The organism is Cryobacterium luteum, from assembly GCF_900110125.1.
In the GTDB taxonomy this organism is placed as follows: domain Bacteria; phylum Actinomycetota; class Actinomycetes; order Actinomycetales; family Microbacteriaceae; genus Cryobacterium; species Cryobacterium luteum.
In genome coordinates this window covers 106,120-122,506 of the sequence record NZ_FOCN01000004.1, presented here as the reverse complement: position 1 = coordinate 122,506, position 16,387 = coordinate 106,120, and the positions used below count along the sequence as shown (strand labels likewise).

Annotated in this window: 12 protein-coding genes; 7 read left to right on the top strand and 5 right to left on the bottom strand. The window is 67.4% G+C overall.

Translation table 11 applies throughout. From position 1 onward, the window contains the following. Window positions 1-32: 32 nt before the first annotated feature. Both BMW72_RS06250 and BMW72_RS06245 read right to left on the bottom strand, forming a co-directional pair. Window positions 33-3,431, bottom strand: coding sequence for an ATP-dependent helicase (locus BMW72_RS06250; RefSeq protein WP_092108383.1), 3,399 nt, complete (start codon window positions 3,429-3,431; stop codon window positions 33-35). Continuing rightward, window positions 3,428-6,694, bottom strand: coding sequence for an ATP-dependent helicase (locus BMW72_RS06245; RefSeq protein WP_241983895.1), 3,267 nt, complete (start codon window positions 6,692-6,694; stop codon window positions 3,428-3,430). Before BMW72_RS06245 ends, BMW72_RS06250 begins: the two co-directional genes overlap by 4 nt. 95 nt (window positions 6,695-6,789) lie before the next feature. On the opposite strand from BMW72_RS06245, the gene BMW72_RS06240 reads away from it, so the two are divergent. Next, the gene (locus BMW72_RS06240) at window positions 6,790-7,014 is read left to right on the top strand and encodes a DUF3107 domain-containing protein (protein WP_092108379.1); all 225 of its coding nucleotides are present in this window, start codon (window positions 6,790-6,792) and stop codon (window positions 7,012-7,014) included. Window positions 7,015-7,019: 5 nt separating this feature from the next. Then, window positions 7,020-7,328 carry a hypothetical protein gene (locus BMW72_RS06235; protein ID WP_092108376.1) on the top strand — a complete coding sequence of 103 codons (309 nt, stop codon included), beginning with the start codon at window positions 7,020-7,022 and terminating at the stop codon, window positions 7,326-7,328. Between the two features lie 28 nt (window positions 7,329-7,356). Here the strand turns inward: BMW72_RS06235 and BMW72_RS06230 are convergent, their stop codons facing one another. Continuing rightward, the gene (locus BMW72_RS06230) at window positions 7,357-8,043 is read right to left on the bottom strand and encodes a ferritin-like fold-containing protein (protein ID WP_092108374.1); all 687 of its coding nucleotides are present in this window, start codon (window positions 8,041-8,043) and stop codon (window positions 7,357-7,359) included. Between the two features lie 229 nt (window positions 8,044-8,272). Between BMW72_RS06230 and BMW72_RS06225 the strand changes: the two genes are divergently transcribed. Further along, window positions 8,273-9,862 carry a DEAD/DEAH box helicase gene (locus tag BMW72_RS06225; RefSeq protein WP_092108372.1) on the top strand — a complete coding sequence of 530 codons (1,590 nt, stop codon included), beginning with the start codon at window positions 8,273-8,275 and terminating at the stop codon, window positions 9,860-9,862. 237 nt (window positions 9,863-10,099) lie between these two features. Here the strand turns inward: BMW72_RS06225 and BMW72_RS06220 are convergent, their stop codons facing one another. Then, window positions 10,100-10,969 (bottom strand): PHP domain-containing protein, encoded by an 870-nt coding sequence (locus BMW72_RS06220; RefSeq protein ID WP_092108370.1) that lies wholly within the window; start codon window positions 10,967-10,969, stop codon window positions 10,100-10,102. An 88-nt stretch (window positions 10,970-11,057) separates the two neighbouring features. On the opposite strand from BMW72_RS06220, the gene BMW72_RS06215 reads away from it, so the two are divergent. After that, on the top strand, window positions 11,058-12,104 hold the full coding sequence (locus tag BMW72_RS06215; protein ID WP_092108368.1) for an endonuclease/exonuclease/phosphatase family protein: 1,047 nt from the start codon (window positions 11,058-11,060) through the stop codon (window positions 12,102-12,104). A gap of 119 nt (window positions 12,105-12,223) precedes the next feature. Continuing rightward, window positions 12,224-13,768 carry an aminopeptidase P family protein gene (locus BMW72_RS06210; RefSeq protein ID WP_092108366.1) on the top strand — a complete coding sequence of 515 codons (1,545 nt, stop codon included), beginning with the start codon at window positions 12,224-12,226 and terminating at the stop codon, window positions 13,766-13,768. 69 nt (window positions 13,769-13,837) lie between these two features. Here the strand turns inward: BMW72_RS06210 and BMW72_RS06205 are convergent, their stop codons facing one another. Further along, window positions 13,838-14,365: a YflT domain-containing protein gene (locus tag BMW72_RS06205; protein WP_092108364.1), complete on the bottom strand. Its 528-nt coding sequence runs from the start codon at window positions 14,363-14,365 to the stop codon at window positions 13,838-13,840. Between the two features lie 95 nt (window positions 14,366-14,460). Between BMW72_RS06205 and BMW72_RS06200 the strand changes: the two genes are divergently transcribed. Then, a complete protein-coding gene (locus tag BMW72_RS06200; RefSeq protein WP_092108362.1) occupies window positions 14,461-15,792 on the top strand; it encodes a magnesium transporter MgtE N-terminal domain-containing protein in 1,332 nt (443 codons plus the stop codon). After that, window positions 15,779-16,381 (top strand): DUF1003 domain-containing protein, encoded by a 603-nt coding sequence (locus tag BMW72_RS06195; protein ID WP_174721743.1) that lies wholly within the window; start codon window positions 15,779-15,781, stop codon window positions 16,379-16,381. Before BMW72_RS06200 ends, BMW72_RS06195 begins: the two co-directional genes overlap by 14 nt. Window positions 16,382-16,387: the final 6 nt, after the last annotated feature.

Below are 16,387 nucleotides of genomic sequence, written 5' to 3'. Positions count from 1 at the left end.
TACGACCAGCATGCGGCGATGCACACCGACAGCTACAACTTCTCCGGGCTCACCATCGATTCCGAGTCGGAATCGGATGTCGATTCCGATTCTGACTCCCCGCGTTCCGGACGTATCGCGCCGGACCAGGCGGCGAGCAGGTCGGCCTCAGAGTAGAGCCGTTCGGGCGCGATGATGGTGTCGTCGGCGACGAAGTAGAACACGGCGTCGACGAGGCTCGGATCGATGCCCTTGAAACGGGCATAGGCCAGCCGGTAGAGCGCGAGCTGGGTCTGTTTGAGCTCGAGGTCGGCGGCATTCTTGGGTGCCCGCCCGGTCTTCCAGTCGACCACCTGGTACCCAGTTTCGGTGCGATAGACAGCGTCGAGCTTGCAGACGAAAACCTGGTCAGCGAGCACATGGTGAATTTCAATCTCAACGTCGACCGGCCGGCGCTCGGCCCACTCTGAACGTTCGAAGGTGGCCTGGAGCACTGCGAACTGTTCCTGCTCCGGCACGTCGAGGTCACTCAGCGTGCCGGTGCCGCCGGCATATCCGTCGTCATCTCCGAAGTCCAGTTCGTTCAATTGGGCGTCGATGCGGTCGGTGCCGGTAGCACCGCCGGCCCGACGCTCCACCCAGGAGTGGAACAGAGTGCCCAGCCGGGTGGCCCGATAGGGGCGCTGCGGCATGGGGCGCCGAAGTTCGGCGGCGACGCCGGCCGGGTCGTCGACGTAGTCCTTGAACCGGGAGGCCGGGATGCGGGTGGGCACGGGGGCAGCCCCGCCACCGGCCAGCCGCAGGGCCCTCTCCTCGAGCAGCAGGGTAACCGCGTGGGACCAGCGGGTGGGGGCATCCGCTTCGCTGGTGCGCACCCGGGTCGCGGCGGCTTGCACCAGCCCGCGGCGCGTACCGAGCGGGTCGAACGGCCACAGTTCGGTGCCGTCGCCGGCAGACTCGGGTTTGTCGGCTTCGGCGCTCGTGTCGGGCACGGCGGTGATCAGCCCCGCCTCGCCGAGTTCGGTGAGGTAACGACTGGGTTTTCGCACGGTCGATCCGGGGCCCCAGAACGAGCCGGTCAGCAAGAGTTGCTGCTTGGCGCGGGTGGTGGCCACGTAGATGAGGCGACGTTCTTCGTCATCGTGGCGCGTCGCCAGGTCAGCCTTGTACGTTTGGAAGGCCAGGTCGTAGTCGAGCTGCGTGTCGTGCCCGGATACCTCGAGTTTTGGCAGCTCGGAGCGGTCGCCGCGAAACGCGTAGGGCAGTTCGCCGAAACGCAGCCAGCCGCTCGTATCGCGGGAGGCCGCCGGCAGGCTCTTCTCCTCGAGGTTGGGAATGGCGACGAAATCCCATTCGAGGCCCTTGGCTCCGTGAATGGTGAGTAGCTGCACGGTGCCCTGTTCGGAAAGTTCGGCGCGCGGGCCGAGGTCGTCCTGCAGCTCAGCCCGCCTCAGCCAGCGCAGAAAGCTCGCCAGTGTGCCCTGCTCGTCGCTGTCGAGAAAGGCAGAGACCGTATCGTGGAAGGAGTACAGGTTGGCGAGGCCCAGATCGTTGGCCTCGTTCGCGATCAGTTCGATGTCGAGCCGAAATTCCTGCTCGATCAGGCGCACAAAGTCGAGCAGGGGCAGGCCGGCACGGGAGCGCAGCCAGGCCAGCTGTCGCCCGGCCGACTGCACGCGAGCACGCCCGAGCTCGCTGAACCCGGCAAACTGACTGTGGGATTCGGGCGCCGTTCCGAGAAAATCGAGCGCGTCGACGAGGGAGCTGGTCTCATCACCGGCAACGGATGCCCGCAGTTTTCCCCGCAGGTCGGCCGAGATGGCTTTTTGCGCCCAGTCATGGGTAGCCAGCCAGCTGGCCACCCCGGCGAGCGCCTGCAGGTCGCGCGCGCCGACCCGGTAGCGCGCTCCGCTGAGCAGGCGCACGAGTTCACTGCCGGCGGCGGGATCGTGCACCACCCGCAGCACGCTCACGACGTCGGCGACCTCCGGTGTCGACAGCAACCCGCCGAGACCGAGCACATGGGCGCGTACGCCGTGTGCCCGCAAAACCTCGGCGAAGTAGTCCATCTCACGCCGGGCGCGAAACAGCATGGCGCCACTGCGCTCAACCTGAGCGTGCTCACCGCCCAGCCGGGCCGCGAACCAGTCGGCGACGGCGCCGGCCTCCTCGGCGATGGTTTGCGCCATGAACGCGTTCACCGCACCGGGCCGGGTTTGGGCCGGAACCTTCAGGGTTTCGACCTGGATTCCCCCCGGTTTGGCGCGCAGCGCCGCGCTCAGCGGAGCGACCAGGGCGTTGGCGGCGTCGAGCACGCTCGCGGGGTTTCGCCAGGTGAACGACAATGACATGGTCGGGGCTGCGACTACAGGGCCGAATTGGCCGGTAGTGAAGTCACGCGCGAAGCCGAGCAAGTTTGCGGAGCTGGCACCGCGCCATCCGTAAATGGACTGGTGCGGATCGCCGACAGCCATGACCGGGTGGTCCCGGAACAGGGTGTGCAGCAGTTCGGTCTGCAGTACCGAGGTGTCCTGATACTCGTCGAGGAGCACGACCCGGTACGCGTCGCGGTAGCGGCCGACCACCGCATCGACCTTCTGGCATACCTGCAGCGCCAGCGCCACCTGGTCGGAGAATTCGATCAGGCCGAGCCGGCGTTTCTCGCTGCTGTAGCGGGCGGCGAGCTCGGCGAGCACCGGCAGCGGTGCGACCGCTGCGACGGAATCCAGCACCGAATCGTAGGGCTTCTTCTTGCGCGGGTTGCCGTAGGGCAGGTTGGGCAGGTAGACGAAACTGTCGGCCAGGGCCGTCAGATCGTGCGGGGCGCCCGGTGCGCCGCTCTGCCAGGCCGGCGGGTTCTCGGCGAGGGAACGGCTGAGCTGCAGCACGGCGTCGGTGACGAGGTCGACGCTCTTGCCGAACGGCACCAGCCGGCCGTCACCGTGGTCGATGACAACGCGCCGGGCGAGCAGCCAGGCGCTCGTGTCGCTCAGCAGCACCGACTCGGGTTCCCGACCGAGCAGCAGGGCATTGTCGGTGAACAGCCGACTGGCGAAGGAGTTGTAGGTGGAGACGCTCGGGGTGTTGAACAGGTCGGAGCCGGCGGTGCCGTCGTCGTCGGAGTCAGCGCCGGAATGGATGGTGACCGGCATGAGGCCGGCCGCGTCGAGATCGGTGATCCGCCTGTTGATGCGGTCGCTCAGTTCGCCGGCGGCCTTGCGCGTGAAGGTGAGTCCGAGAATCTGGTCGGGGCGGGCGTGACCATTGGCGAGGAGCCAGAGCACCCGGTTAGCCATGGTCTCGGTCTTGCCGCTACCGGCGCCGGCCACGACGAGGGTGGGCGTGAGCGGTGCCTCGATCACCGCCTGCTGCTCAGTGGTAGGCGGTGGCAGTTCGAGCTTCGCGGCAATGTCGAGGGCGGAAACCCGCGTGGAAGTGGTGACAAGACTCATGAGCTGACCTGCTTGATGACGTGGATTTTGCAGGACCCGTGGCTGCGCGGGTCGAGGCAGTGCGAGGTGATCTCGGCGATGAAAGTAGCGCCGCCCATGCCGGCGGCGTCAACACCGACCCGGGTGCGAAAAGCATCGAGCTGTTCGGGGGTGAATGCGGGCTGGGTGGGATTGCGGTAGTTCTGTTTGACCGTGCCGGAGGAGACGATGACGAGGCGGGCACCGGCCAGGGCCATGTCCCCGGGGAGGCCGTCGATGGCCCCCTCCTGAAAAGCCAGCTGGTAGGCGCCGAGTTGCGGATGCTCAGCGACGCCGCTGTCACTGATCGCGTCACCCTTGCCGGTTTTCAGGTCGACGATGACAGCGCGTCCGTCGAATTGGCGTTCAACGCGGTCGATCGTGCCCGAAAGCACGGCACCGCTCACCTCGAGTTCAAACCTGCCCTCGGCGCTCAGCAGCTCTCCGCCGCCGTGTTCAAAATCAAGCAGGTACGAAGCGAGTCGATCGGTGAGCGCCCGGGCGGCGGCTTTCTGTACCCGCGACTGCCAGTCGGCGTCGAAGTCGAGTTCGTTCCAGCGGTTTTCCACCCCCTGCCAGAGCGCTTCGGGCCGGCGGTCGGTCGCGTCTTCCATCACCTTGTGAATGATCGTGCCGAGGTTCGCGGCGGTGTTCGAGCTGCCGCCCCCGACCTGGCCGATCAGCCAGTGCAGCGGGCAGGTCTCGAAGGCGGCCATGCGCGACGGCGACACGCGCACCGGCTGGTCGCCGGCCTCCGGGTCGTTGAGTGGGCGCACGGTGCTCGGCTCGGCCAAACCGTACCACTCGTCGGGCGCGGCGCCCGGCACGCTGTCGCGGGCCAGGCGGGCCAGCGTGGCCGCGGCATCCGCTGCCCGGGAGCTGGTCTCGGAATCGGTGCGGGCCGGCGAGCGGATGGCGCGGGTCAAGTCGCGGCGCAGCCGCCCGGCCAGACCGCGCAGCGACAGGGGGTAACGAGCGAGGTCGTCGATGTCGCGCTCAGGTTCGGGTTGCGGCAGCAAGCGCAGGAACACGGACGGTTCGTTCTCTTCATTGCTGACGGCGGTGACGAGTAGTTCGGTCGTCGCGCGGCTGGCCGCCTGGGCGAACATGCGCAGTTCGTCATGGAGTACCGCGGTGCGGGCATCAGCGGCGGCGGGCTGACCGGGGGCGACCTGACCGGAGGCGAGCTGGGCGAGGTCGCCCGCGCCGAGCAGGGAGCCACGGATGCGCAGGTCGGGCCAGACGTTGGCCTGCACGCCGGCCAGAACGACCACGTCGAAATCGCGCCCGATGGTGCCGCTCGGGGTGGAGACGGTCACGGCCGCGCCGAGGGCTCGCGGCGCGAGGGTGTCTTCGGGTACATCGGTGTCGACGAGGTGTTCCAGAAACAGCACCGGCGGGGCCGATGGGGTGCGTTCAACGTAGCGTTGCGCGGCCGAAAACAAAGCGACGACGGCGTCGAGGTTGTGGTTGGCTTCGTCGGCGACGATTCCAGTGCCGGTGGATTGTTCTTTCCACTCCCGGTCGAGGCCGCTGCGCTGCCAGAGGCCCCACAACAGCTCTTCGATGGTGGCGCCGGCCTGGTATTCAATTTTCGCTTGGCGCAGGCTTGCCCCGCAGCCGGCCGCACGGCGGGCGGTGCGGTTGTCGATGGCGGCGAGCAGTTCGGGGTTCTGCAGGGCGGCGACGAGCAGGTCGTCGGCGCTGCGTGGTTCGTGGGGCGCGCGCGGCGCGCGGTCGTCGTTGCCCGGTTGCTGCTCGGCAAGCTCCTGTTGACGCAGCGCGGCGCGCAACCGGCGCAACGTGATCGGGTCGAGCCCGCCAAGCGGGCCGCGCAGCAGGTCGATCGCCGCTTCAGGACCCAGCGGTTGGCGACCGAGGGTCACCTCAAGAGCCAGGATGAAGGCCCGCACCGCGTATTCGTCACGCAGCGCGGTGCTCGCCGTCGACACCTGGGTCGGCACCTCCAGGGCGGCGAGCCCCTTGGAAATCGACGGCACGAGCGATCCGGTGCGCACGATCACGGCCATCCGCGACCAGGGCGTTTCGTTGATGACGTGACGTTCACGCAACAGCCGGGCGATCACGGCGAGTTGATCGGCCGGGCTGGTGGCGACGACGGTGTGTACCGACGGCTCGAGCAGCTCAGAATTCTCGAGCAGCTCAGAATTCTCGGGGAGTTCAGGATTCTCGGGTTCGTGCGCCAGGTCGGCATCGACCGTCTCCCTGCTGGCCGCCGCGCGCTGGGTTCCCGCCGCGGCAGCTCCGATCCGGCTCGTGATCTCTGCAATGACCGCACGGATGCCCTCCCCGTGCCGGTAGACCGTCTTCAGCACGATTGGCGCCGCCAGGTCGGCGCCGGCCTTTACCGCCAGGTACGAGCCGAGGCGACCGAGGGAATCCGGGTGGGCTCCGTGGAACGACCCGGTGCTGATGTCGGGATCGCCGACGGCGATGATCGCCACCCCTCGGGCCTGAAACTGGGCCAGCAGGGTCAACGTCGCCTGGGTGACCTCCTGCGCGTCGTCGAGAATGATCAGGCGCAGCCCGGCGAGCGTGCCGAGCTGGGCCGTTCCAGCTGGTCCGGCCGGCGCGCCCGCCACGATGGCGGCGGCATAGCGGGCCAGCTCGGTCGAATCGTATTGGCCGGGTCGGGCCTGGTCCTTGGCCTCTTCGTACCCGCGAATGAATTCGGCGGCCGCGACCCACTCGGGTCGACCCAGGGCGAACCGCTCAAGCTGGCCAGGGGTCACCCCGTATTCCACGGCGCGCATCATAAGATCGCGCAATTCTGTGCGAAACCCCCGCAGACCGCGCACATCCGGCCCGAGCGTGGCCGGCCATGCCGGACCGGCCCCGTCGTCGAGGTGCCCCTGCAACAGTTCGGCGATGATCTGGTCTTGCTCGCCACCGGTGAGCAGCGTCGGCGCCGGCCCGCCGGCCTGCGCAACAGCGGAACGCACGATTTGAAAGGCCACCGAATTCGCGCTGCGAGCAAGTGGCCCGTTCGTCGGCACCCCCAGGCGCAGCGCGATGCGGTCGCGCAGTGCCGTCGCGCCGGCGCGGGTGGGCACCAGCACGAGCACCTCGCCCGGCGAATACCCCCGGGTCAGTACCCGGTCGGCCACGACTTCGACGAGCGTCGTCGTCTTGCCGGAGCCCGGCGCGCCGATCACCGAAACGCTCACCCCGTCGGGGAGGTCGAGAACGGCCTGCTGGGCGGCATCGAGGTGGTGGTTGATCACAATTCAACGGTATCGGGTTGCGCCGACAGTGAACTCTGTCCGGGCCGCGGCGCGTTCTGTCGTACTCTGATCGCACGGCTACGAAAGGCAATTCTGTGGATATTCGCATTGGTATTTTCAACTCCCCCCGGGAAATCGGTTTTGAGACGTCGCAGCCGGCAACCGAGATCGAGGAGACCGTTGCGGCGGCCCTCTCCGGCCAGACCGGTTATCTGAAGCTCAGTGACAGCAAGGGTCGCGTGTACATCGTTCCGACCGTGGGCCTCGCCTACGTCGAGCTCGGCAGCGAAGAATCGCGCCGCGTCGGATTCGTCGCCTAGAGCACATGGAACTTCTGTTCGTCGCGCTGTTCGGCGCGGTCATCGGCCTCGGCGCGCGCTATCTTCTGCCCGGTCGGTCCACCCAGGGCTCGGTGCTTGTTCCGGCCATCGGAACGGCCACGGCATCCGCTGTATGGGTCGGTCTGACCTGGCTGGGTTGGAATTGGGCCGGCGGGTGGATCTGGTGGCTGTCCCTCGGCGCGGCCGCAGCGGCGTCCGTTGTGCTGAATCTTCTGATCGGCCGGCGACGCATTCACGCCGACCAGCGGATGCTGCAACGTCTCGCCAAAACCGGCTCGCCCGACATCGCGTAACGGGTCAGGGCTTGGCGGGCAGCGGCAGTTAGGCCGTGAGGCCGAGGCCGTCCATGCGGCGGGTGTGCGCGGCGATGAGCTCGGTGAAGACCGGTTCGATGCGCGCCTCGGCGCTGGCGCCTGCGGCAGCCGCGGCGTCAGCACCAGCGGCGGAATCGGCGCGCTCGTCGGAGCTGAGGTCGGTGGCCGGCATCGCCGACCGGGCCACGAGCAGGGTGTCGCCGACGAGTCGACGACCCCACAGCGCCAGCCGGGAGCCGAGCGCCCGATCGGTTTCGATCGCGGTCTGCAGTTCGTGCACGAGTACGTCGGTGCCGGAATCCTCGCCGAGCAGTTGTGCCACCCTCGGCCCGATATCGCGGGGCAGGCCGTCGGAGAGACGAATGAAGAAATCGTCGAGCAACCCGCCGGCGAGGTAGCAGCTCAGCAGCAGTTCGTGCCAGTCGGCGCCGCTGGTCTTGCGGCGAAACTCATCGAGGTTCACAACGAATGGGGCCATCTCCGTGGCCGGTTCGTGACCACGACGACGAATCTCGGTGATCAGGCCGTGATGCTTGCTCAGGGCCCGACCGGCAGCAGCGCTGAGGCCTTCCTTGACGGCGAGGTTCGGCGCGGTCGCCACGGCGCGAGCCAGGGCCTCGAACTCGCCCAGCTCGCAGTACGCAGCCTGGCCGAGAAAATGCCGCACGTCCGGTGCCAGGGAGCTGATGTCCACTTTTTCGGTTGTCTGATTCCCCCCGCGGGCCGAAAGCCGCGGAGCTTCATTGCGCTGCGGGCGCCAACCTACGCGAGAGACCACGGGCTTAGCTTAGGACAGCGCGCCTGTGGCTGCGGTCCAGACGGGGCAGTAAGGTGGAATTACGTCGCCGACAAGGATCGGCGACCGCTGCCCGAGACGCAAAAACGGGCGCACTTCGCTTCCAGTTAATGACAGGCATACATTCGTGACTTTCTCCGAACTCAATATTGACCAGGATATGGTCGACTCCCTTGCGGCCAAGGGCATCCTCGAACCGTTCCCCATCCAGACCCAGACCATCCCCCTCGCCCTCGCCGGCCAGGACATCATCGGTCAGGCCAAGACCGGCACCGGCAAGACCTTCGGCTTCGGCCTCCCGGTCATCCAGCGCCTCGGCCTCGATCCCGAGCCGGGCGTGCAGGCCCTCATCGTCGTTCCGACCCGCGAACTGTGTGTGCAGGTCTCCGAAGACCTTGAGCTCGCTGCGGCCGGCCGCAAAACCAAAATCGTCTCAATCTACGGCGGCAAGGCCTATGAGGGGCAGATCGAAGCGCTCAAGGCCGGCGCGCAGATTGTCGTCGGGACCCCCGGCCGCCTGCTCGACCTTGCCAGCCAGCGTCTGCTGACCCTCGCCAACGTGCGCGAAATGGTGCTCGACGAGGCCGACAAGATGCTCGACCTCGGTTTTCTCTCCGACATCGAAAAGCTCTTCGCGCAGACCCCGTCGACCCGGCACACCATGCTCTTCTCGGCGACGATGCCCGGACCGATCGTGGCGCTGGCACGTCGGTTCATGAACCGCCCGATCCACATTCGGGCGACCGACCCCGACGAAGGCCTCATGCAGGCCAACATCGAGCACCTCGTCTACCGGGCCCACAACATGGACAAGGATGAGGTCATCGGCCGCATCCTCATGGCCGAGGGCCGCGGCAAGACCATCATCTTCACCCGTACCAAGCGCGCCGCGGCGAAGCTCGTCGAGGAACTCGGCGACCGCGGCTTCAACGCCACCGCCGTGCACGGCGACCTGAACCAGGAACAGCGCGAACGCGCCATGGCCAGCTTCAAGAGTGGCAAGAAAGAAATCCTGATCGCAACGGATGTCGCCGCGCGCGGCATCGACGTCGAAGACGTCACCCACGTGATCAACCACACCATTCCCGAAGACGAGAAGGCCTATCTGCACCGCGTCGGCCGCACCGGTCGCGCCGGTAAGACCGGTATCGCGGTCACCTTCGTTGACTGGGACGACCTGCACAAGTGGTCGCTGATCAACAAGGCTCTCGAGTTCGGCCAGCCGGAACCGATGGAAACCTATTCCTCGTCGCCGCACCTGTACACCGACCTGAACATCCCGGCCGGCTCGAAAGGCCGCCTGCGAGCGACCCCGGTGAAGGATGCCAGCGCCCATGAAGGGCGTGCTGGCGATGCTCGTACCGGCGGCGCCGGCCGTTCCGGCGGTGCCCGCTCGGCGGGTGCGGGAAGCCGTTCCGACGCCGGTCGGTCCGGTGCGGCCCGACCGGCTCGCTCCGAGGGTGGACGCGGCTCCGGCCGCGGCGACTCCACGCGCAACGTCGACCGTGCGGCGACAAGCCCCGTGGCCGACGATGCCGGCCGGCCCACCCGGTCGCGCACCCGCGTCGGTTCGAGCACCAACCCGGATGCTCCGGCCGCGACCCCCGCTGCCGGCACGCACGATGGCGGCGGAGCCGAGCACCACGACGGCAACAATGCTCCGCTGCGTCGCAGCCGCACCCGTCGTCGCTCGCCGCAGACCGGCAGCGCCATCTAACAGCTGTTCAGTTTCACGCGCGCCCGGCACTCGGGCTGCCCTTGCTTCGGCCTTGGCAGTCTCGGTGGGCGGGCGTTGTTGTTCACAACAGCGGAAATTCCCTGCTCAGAGCCCCAAAACCGGCGATGCCTGACCGGTTCCGTAGCAATCTACGCAGTTCCCGCGACGACCGTCGTGGCGACCCCGTCGGCTGGGTCAGGCACTGAGCTGCGCACCGCGGCCCGATCAAGACGGTAGTCAGCCGTAGACGGGAGTCGACCCGCGGCCCTCCGCGATGATGCGCTCGAGCACGTCGGGAGCGGTGGTGTTCTCGCCGAGCCGGTTCGGTTTTCCGGTGCCGTGGTAGTCACTCGACCCGGTCACGAGCAGCCCAAGCTTGGCGGCGAGTTCGAAGAGATGCGCGGTGGGTTCTGGCTTGTTCTCGCGGTGCCCCAGTTCAAGACCGAATAGTCCGGCTTCGGCCATGGTCGTCAGCCGGGCCTCCGAGACGACGTCGCCGATCCCGCGTGTGGCGGGGTGCGCGATGATCGGCACACCCCCGGCCGCGCGCACGAGCTCAATCGCCCGCAGCGGGTCCGGGGCGTAGTGCGGTTGAAAATAGCCGGCCTTCCAGTGCAGAATATCGGCGAAGGCGGCACTGCGATTCAGGGCGTGTCCCCGGGCGACGAGGGCGTCGGCGATGTGCGGCCGGCCCACGGTCGCGTCGGGAGCCGTCTGGGCGAGCACGTCGGCCCAGCTCAGGTCGTAATCGACACCGATGCGGGCGACCATCTGCTCGGCCCGGCTGAGACGGGCAGCACGCACCCGGGTCATTTCGGCCAGCAGCGCCGAGTCGGCCGGGTCGAAAAGATATGCCAAAAGGTGCACACTGGCGTACTGCACCCGGGTACTGAATTCCATTCCGGGAATAAGTGTGAGGTGCTCGTGCCGCGCGGCAGCGGATGCCTCGGCCCAGCCAGCCGTCGAATCGTGATCGGTCAGCGCAATGGTGCCGAGACCCGCGGCGGACGCCGCCCGAACCAGCTCGGCCGGGGTCTCGGTACCGTCCGAGACGCTCGAATGAGCGTGCAGGTCGACCGGACCCTGGAATTGCCGCGCGACTACCATGACCCCATGCTAGTTGGCCGCTTGCAGCCGGTCCGCGCTGCCTGCGTCGTTGGGGATTCCCCAGAAATCTGATCTAGGGTTCAGAGCAATGTTCCCCCGTCTCCTTCGCGCCCTGATCTTCATCGGCGCCGCCGTTATTCTGCTGGTCCTGACCTGGCCGCAGGCATTCGGCCTGCACAACACCTGGGTTGTCGCCCACCTCGTCTCGTTTCGCGCGCTCGCTGTCATCGGCGCGAGCGCCGGGCTCATTCTGCTCGGGCTGTTGCGCTTCATCAGCCCACTGCGTCGATCCCTCGGCATGGCGATGGTGTTGCTCGCCCTGTTCGCCGTGGCCAATGTCGGCATTCTGGCCTCTCGCGGTTTCATCGCGAGCAGCGCGCTGGCCACCGAGGGCAGCATCGAACCGGATGCCGGTTCGGTGACGGTACTCAGCTGGAACACGCTCGGCGATGCCCCGGGAGCGGAGGTCATCGCCGACCTCGCGGTGGCGCAAAGCGCCGACGTCGTGACACTGGCAGAGACCACGGAGGAGACCGGCATTCTGATCGCCGAAGCGATGCGCGACGCCGGCCGCCCCATGTGGGTGCACACTCTCGCATTCGACCTGATCTCCAAGGCGCGTTCCACGACCCTGCTGATCAGTCCGGACCTCGGCGAGTACGTTGTGAGCAATGCGGCGGGATCCGGCCCGCCCGGCAACACCAACGTGCTGCCGACCGTCGTGGCCGAACCGGCGGACGGGACCGGCCCGACCGTAGTGGCCGTGCACGCGGTCGCCCCGATCCAGTACGAGATGTCGAACTGGCGCAGCGACCTCGACTGGCTCACCACCCAGTGCCTGGGTGAGAACGTGATCATGGCCGGCGATTTCAACGCGACCCTGGACCACATGGCGGGGCGGGCCGATGGGGCCGCCGGCGCCGTTCTCGGCAACTGTGCCGATGCCGCTTTATCGGCCAGTGCGGCCTCGACCGGCACCTGGCCCACGAGCGTTCCCGCGCCGCTCGGCAGCCCGATCGACCACGTGATGGCCACCCCGAACTGGTCAGTGACCGCGCTGCAGGTGGTCGAATCCCTCGATGCCGCGGGCAGCGACCACCGGCCGATCGTGGCGACACTGAGGCCGGCCTCCTAAACGCCGGCCTCCTAGACACCGGAGGACGCAGCGCATGACGCGCGCGCAGCATCCGCTCGTCGCAGCATCTTCAGCCGCGTGATCGGCCGCCGCCCAGAGTGCGGTGCGAGAATGGAGGAATGGCTGATACCACTGCTCCCGTTCTTGTCCCCGCCGCTCGCTCGAATGAGAACCGTTCGACGACACCGGGATCCACCGGTTTCAAATCGTTCATCGGGAGCGGCTGGGCCGCGCGCACCGACGCACTGCCGTCGGCCCGGGAGCAGGCGCCGTTCGCCGCCGCGCGCCGCGCCCGTATCTCCGCACAGTACCCCGGCCAGCGCCTGATCATCCCGGCCGGCCGGCTGAAGCAACGCTCCAACGACACCGACTATGCCTTTCGTGCGCACTCCGCCTTCGCCCACCTCACCGGCTGGGGTAGTGACAGCGAGCCCGGCGCCGTGCTCGTGCTCGAACCGGCGGCCGCCGGCGGCCACGATGCGACCCTGTACTTTCGGGAACGGGCCGGCCGGGACTCCGACGAGTTCTACGCCAACCCCGATATCGGTGAGTTCTGGATCGGCCCGCGCCCATCCGTCGCCCAGGTGGCGAGCGACCTGGCCCTGGCGGTACGCGGCATCGCGGAGCTTGCCAGCGTGCTGCACAGGGTCGACAGTGAAACCCTCGTGCTGCGGGAATCCGACCCGGCCTTCACCGAGCAGGTCGACGAAGCCCGTCTGCGGTTCGCCGCCGAACGGGTACTGGGCAGCAACGCCACCGACTCCCCCTTCAGCATCGAAATCAATGCCGAGCACGAGCCCGACGCTGCGCTGGCCCGCGACCTCTCCGAACTGCGCCTCGTGAAGGACGCCTGGGAGATCGCGCAGATGCGCCTCGCCGTCGCGGCCACCGCCCGCGGCTTCGACGACGTCATCGCCGACCTCCCCCGGTCGAGCGTGCATGCCCGCGGGGAACGCCTGGTCGAGGGTGTGTTCAACACCCGCGCCCGCAGCGACGGCAACACCGTCGGCTACGACACCATCGCCGCGTCCGGCCCGCACGCCTGCATCCTGCACTGGACCCGCAACGACGGCGTCGTCGCTCCCGGTGACCTCATTCTCGTCGATGCCGGCGTTGAGCTCGACAGCTACTACACCGCTGACATCACCCGCACCCTGCCGGTCAACGGTGTCTACAGCGAGATTCAGCGCCAGGTCTACGAAACGGTGCGGGAAGCAGCGGATGCCGCCCTCGCCATCGTTCGCCCCGGCGCGGTGTTTCGCGACGTGCACGCCGCCGCGATGGCCGTCATCGCCCGGCGCACCGCCGAGTGGGGCATGCTTCCGGTCACCGCGGAAGAGGCACTGCAGCCGGAGAACGGGCAGCACCGCCGCTACATGGTGCACGGCACCAGCCACCACCTCGGGATCGACGTGCACGACTGCGCCCAGGCCCGCCGGGACATGTATATGGACGGCGTGCTCGAACCGGGCATGGTCTTCACAATCGAGCCTGGACTGTACTTTCAGCCGGACGACCTCACCGTGCCGGTCGAATTCCGCGGCATCGGCGTGCGCATCGAGGACGACATCCTGGTGACTGCGACGGGTGCCGAGAACCTCTCGGCGGCGATCCCCCGCACCGCCACCGAGGTCGAGGCGTGGATCGCCGCGTCGCAGCGCTAACCCTGGACGCGAAAGCGGGTGAAGTGTCACCGGAGCCGGCTGCAGCAGCACTTCACCGCTCTCGCGTGACTATTCAGAGGTGGTGGGCGATACCGGCGGCTCGGGGTCGCGTTGGCCACCGAGCAGGTTGCGGGCTCGGTTGACCAGCTCGGGGTCGACGACGACCTCATAGCTGGTCGCAATGACCTGCATCGTCGAGGTGAAGTCACGCCGGCGCCGGTTGATGGCGTAGCTGGCAATGCCCAGAAGCATGCCGAACCCGGCGCCCATGATCAGGGCGGCAAACACGAACGGCAGGCTCGAACCGGTCGGTGAGAACAAAAAGAACAGAATTCCGAAGAAGATTCCGAGCCACGCACCGGATGCCGCTCCCGCGAGCGCAACCCGGCCGTAGGTGAGTTTGCCGGTCACCCGTTCGACACTCTTCAGGTCGTTGCCCACGATCGAGAGCTGTTTCACCGGAAAGTCGGCCTTGGCGAGGGTGTCGACAGCGGCCTGCGCGTCGGCGTAGGTGGCGTAGGTGGCGAGTACCTCCCCGCGCGGCAACACGGGGGGCAGCACCGGGCGGCGTCGGGAGAAAAGGCTCTGGTTGCTCATGGCGCCATTCTTCCACGCCCACCTGACCCTGCGGAGAAATGACGACGCGTTTGTGGCGGGCCATTATTTTCAGGCCAGTGCCCTACATTTATAGGGTGAGTGCCTCCAGAGTTTTTGTTGCCCGACTGGCCGGGTGCACCGTTTTCGACCCTGCGGGCGACCGCGTGGGCAAGGTGCGCGATGTTCTCGTGGTATATCGAAAAAACGACCCACCCAGCGTTGTCGGCCTGATCGTGGAAATTCCGGGCAAACGACGCGTGTTCGTGTCGATCAACCGGGTCACCAGCATCGGCAGCGGCCAGATCATCACGACCGGCCTGATCAACGTGCGCCGCTATGCACAGCGTGGCGGCGAAGTGCGTGTCATCGCCGAATTGCTCGGCCGCAAAGTGGTCTTCAAGGACGGTTCGGGCGAGGCCACGATCGAGGACGTCGCCATCAAGGAAGGTACCGAGGCCGACTGGGCCATCAGCCAGCTGTTCGTGCGCCGGCCCAAGTCCAGCCCCTCACCCTTCGTCAAGGGTGTCACAACCTTCACGACCTGGGCCGAGGTGCACGAGAAAGAGACCAAGGGCCAGGCGCAGTCGGCCGAGCACCTCATTGCGACCTATTCCGACCTGAAGCCGGCCGACCTCGCCAACACCCTGCTCGACCTGCCCCGCGAGCGCATGTTCGAGGTGGCCGGCGAACTGCCGGACGATCGCCTCGCCGATGTGCTCGAGGAGATGCCGGAAAGCGACCAGGTCGGCATCCTGACCAGCCTCGGCGACGCCCGCGCCGCCGACGTGCTTGATCAGATGCAGCCCGACGACGCAGCCGACCTCATCGCCCAGCTGCCGGAGGAGCGCGGTGAGCAACTGCTCGACCTGATGGAGCCCGAAGAAGCCGAAGACGTGCGTTTTCTGCTCTCCTACGCCCCGGACACCGCCGGCGGACTCATGACGACCGAGCCCATCATCGTCTCGGCCGATGCCACCGTCGCCGAGGGGCTCGCGCGCATCCGTCGTTACGATCTGGCTCCCGCGCTCGGCGCGGCGATTTGCGTCACCCTGCCCCCCTACGAAGCGCCCACCGGCCGTTTTCTGGGCATGGTGCATTTTCAGCGGATGCTGCGCTACCCGCCCCACGAACGCCTCGGCACGCTTCTCGACGCAGGGCTGGACCCGGTGACCGCCGACACGTCGGCCGCCGAGGTCAGCCGCATCCTGGCGAGCTACGACCTGGTTTCGGTGCCCGTGGTCGACGAGAATTACCGACTGGTCGGGGTGGTGACCATTGATGACGTGCTCGACTACCTCCTGCCCGACGACTGGCGCAGCCACGACGGCAACGATGATGTGCGGCGCCGTACTGCCGCACGCAGCGAGCTGAGAACCGGCAGCATTCCGCTGCCCGGAGCGCAAAGGACACCTCGTGGCCCGCAATAACCGCGCCGACCTGCGTCTGGACGTGCCGAAGGGCCTCAGAACCGGCAACATCGTGGGCCTCGGTCGAAGTGGTCGCGGTCTCAACCGGGTCGGTCGGGACCGGTTCGGCCGCTTCACCGAAGCCATTGCCCGCGGCATGGGTACCCCTTGGTTCCTGCTCGGCCTCACCCTGTTCGCCGTCGCCTGGATCTCCTGGAACACCCTGGCCCCCGAAGCCTGGCGCTTCGACTCCGTCGCCCTCGGGTTCATCGCGCTCACCCTCGTACTCTCGATGCAGGCTTCCTATGCCGCGCCGATGATCCTGCTTGCCCAGAACCGGCAGGACGACCGCGACCGGGTGCAGTTCGAACAGGACCGGCAGCGAGCCGAACGCACCCTCGCCGACACCGAGTACCTCGCCCGGGAGGTGGTGGCTCTGCGCATCGCGATCAAGGACATGGCCTCGAAGGACTTCATCCGCGCGGAACTGCGCACCTTGCTCGAGCACTTAGATGAGCGCAGTCACTTGGACGAGCGCAGTCGCCTGGACGAGCGTTCAGACCCCGACAGCACCAGCACCAGCACCAAGGAAAGCCGCCCCACCGCATGAATTCTG

Excerpts from the sequence above, each read along its gene's own strand:
- BMW72_RS06250 (WP_092108383.1), bottom strand. The coding sequence starts at position 3,431 with ATGAGTCTTGTCACCACTTCCACGCGGGTTTCCGCCCTCGACATTGCC.
- BMW72_RS06235 (WP_092108376.1), top strand. The coding sequence starts at position 7,020 with ATGGAACTTCTGTTCGTCGCGCTGTTCGGCGCGGTCATCGGCCTCGGC.
- BMW72_RS06220 (WP_092108370.1), bottom strand. The coding sequence starts at position 10,969 with ATGGTAGTCGCGCGGCAATTCCAGGGTCCGGTCGACCTGCACGCTCAT.
- BMW72_RS06215 (WP_092108368.1), top strand. The coding sequence starts at position 11,058 with ATGTTCCCCCGTCTCCTTCGCGCCCTGATCTTCATCGGCGCCGCCGTT.
- BMW72_RS06210 (WP_092108366.1), top strand. The coding sequence starts at position 12,224 with ATGGCTGATACCACTGCTCCCGTTCTTGTCCCCGCCGCTCGCTCGAAT.
- BMW72_RS06205 (WP_092108364.1), bottom strand. The coding sequence starts at position 14,365 with ATGAGCAACCAGAGCCTTTTCTCCCGACGCCGCCCGGTGCTGCCCCCC.